Genomic DNA, 1,870 nt, shown 5'->3' on the forward strand with positions numbered 1-1,870 from the left:
GTGATTTTCTATAAATAAGTAGATTGGTTTTTGAATTGCACAATTTAAGAATTGGTAAAAATAGTTTAAAAAGAACTTTATTTATAATAGAAAAGGACTAAAGCAAAATGCCTTAGTCCTTTTAATAAAAGTGTTTTATAATTTTTAAGAGCAATTAGTCAATTGCTCTTTTAGTAATATCTCCAAAAGCGTCAATTCTACGATCTCTAAAGAACGGCCAGTTTTGACGAATATTTTCTTGAACATCCAAGTCTACTTCTGCGATTAGAATTTCTTCCTTATCATGTGAAGCTTGTGCTAAAATTTCTCCTTGAGGACCTGCAATAAATGAAGCTCCCCAAAATTCGATTCCGTCAGTATCTGGTAAATATTTTTCTAAACCTATTCTATTGGCAGCAGCAACATAAACTCCATTTGCTACAGCGTGGCCTTTCATGACGTTCATCCAAGCACCGTACTGATTTGTTCCGTACTGTTCTTTTTCACCTGGGTGCCATCCTATAGCTGTAGGGTAGAATAAAACTTCTGCACCTTGCAAAGCAGTTAAACGGGCTGCTTCTGGGTACCATTGATCCCAACAAATTAATGTACCTACTTTTCCTTTTTTGGTAGGAATCGTTTTAAAACCTAAATCTCCAGGTGTAAAGTAGAATTTTTCGTAAAAATGCGGGTCATCTGGAATGTGCATTTTTCTATATAAACCAGCTTCTGAACCGTCAGTGTCTATTATATAAGCACTGTTGTGGTAAATTCCTGCCATTCTTTTTTCGAAAAAAGGAACAATTATTACTACTCCTAATTCTTTTGCTAAAGCGCTAAATGCTATAAATGAAGTACTATATAATGGCTCGGCAATTTCGAAATTATCAACGTCTTCACTTTGACAAAAATAATGGCTGCTGTATAATTCTGGTAACGTAATTACTTCTGCTCCTTGATTTGCAGCATCTCTTACCCAGCTCATACATTTTTTAAGGTTGTTTTCGGCAACATCATTTAAGTTTAACTGAATAACTGCAATTTTATATTTTTTGTTTGACATAGTATTGATTTTAGTGTGCAAATTTAGTGAATTTTATAAACAGTAAAAAATGGTGATTTTTGATTTAAGAAAAAATTATACAACGACAATATCATGTTTGGCAAGTAAGCCATGAATTGCAGATAGTGAAAAGTTTGCTTTTTTAATTGCAGTTTTCTTTGGGTCAATAATGTAATTGTAACTAGAATAAAAATTTGTACGTATAGCTTTTGCACCAGCAAACTCTGAACGATATAAATCGCAATTAGCAAATAGAGCATCGGTCAAATCACAATCCATGAAATCGACTGCGACAATACTACAATCTTTAAAAGTGGTGTTTTTCATCTTCAAAGCATAGAATTTTGAGAAATCGAGTTTGCAGTTATCAAAGTTAATTTCGAAAATTAATTTGTCAGTCATCGCAAAATTGACAGCTATAATAGTGCAATTTTTAAAATTAACGTTCCTGAAAGCAACGTGATTAATCATTGCATTAGAAAAATCACAATCTGTGAAAATACAATCTATAAATGTGACTGCAATAAAGTTACAAACAGTAAAACTGCAAGATTTAAATGTACAACTTTCAAATTCTTGATGATTTAAATCATTTTGCTCGTAATTTATATTTTTGTAGGTTTTATCTAATATATATGCGGTCATTGTGAAGTGTTTATAGTAGATAAAGTAATATGTTTTCTGGTACAAATTTAAGAAAAATAATGGTGGGTCTTGTCTTTATTGTAATGCGATATTTTTATCTAAATTATGTATTGGAAAGTATTGATTTTAACTTAGGAAATTAAGGTGTGTAGTTACTTTTCAATAATTAGACTATATATTTTA

General features: G+C 31.1%; 2 protein-coding genes. Both read right to left on the reverse strand.

From position 1 onward, the window contains the following. Positions 1-154: 154 nt before the first annotated feature. Positions 155-1,042 carry a carbon-nitrogen hydrolase gene (locus tag P8M54_RS02035; protein ID WP_026707272.1) on the reverse strand — a complete coding sequence of 296 codons (888 nt, stop codon included), beginning with the start codon at positions 1,040-1,042 and terminating at the stop codon, positions 155-157. A gap of 75 nt (positions 1,043-1,117) precedes the next feature. Continuing rightward, on the reverse strand, positions 1,118-1,687 hold the full coding sequence (locus P8M54_RS02040) for a pentapeptide repeat-containing protein (RefSeq protein WP_300284478.1): 570 nt from the start codon (positions 1,685-1,687) through the stop codon (positions 1,118-1,120). Between the last annotated feature and the right edge of the window lie 183 nt (positions 1,688-1,870).

It is taken from the genome of Flavobacterium sp., from assembly GCF_029242675.1.
Lineage (GTDB): Bacteria > Bacteroidota > Bacteroidia > Flavobacteriales > Flavobacteriaceae > Flavobacterium.

What these genes read in the sequence shown, in the direction of transcription:
- P8M54_RS02035 (WP_026707272.1), bottom strand. Translation starts at nt 1,042, where the DNA reads ATGTCAAACAAAAAATATAAAATTGCAGTTATTCAGTTAAACTTAAAT.
- P8M54_RS02040 (WP_300284478.1), bottom strand. Translation starts at nt 1,687, where the DNA reads ATGACCGCATATATATTAGATAAAACCTACAAAAATATAAATTACGAG.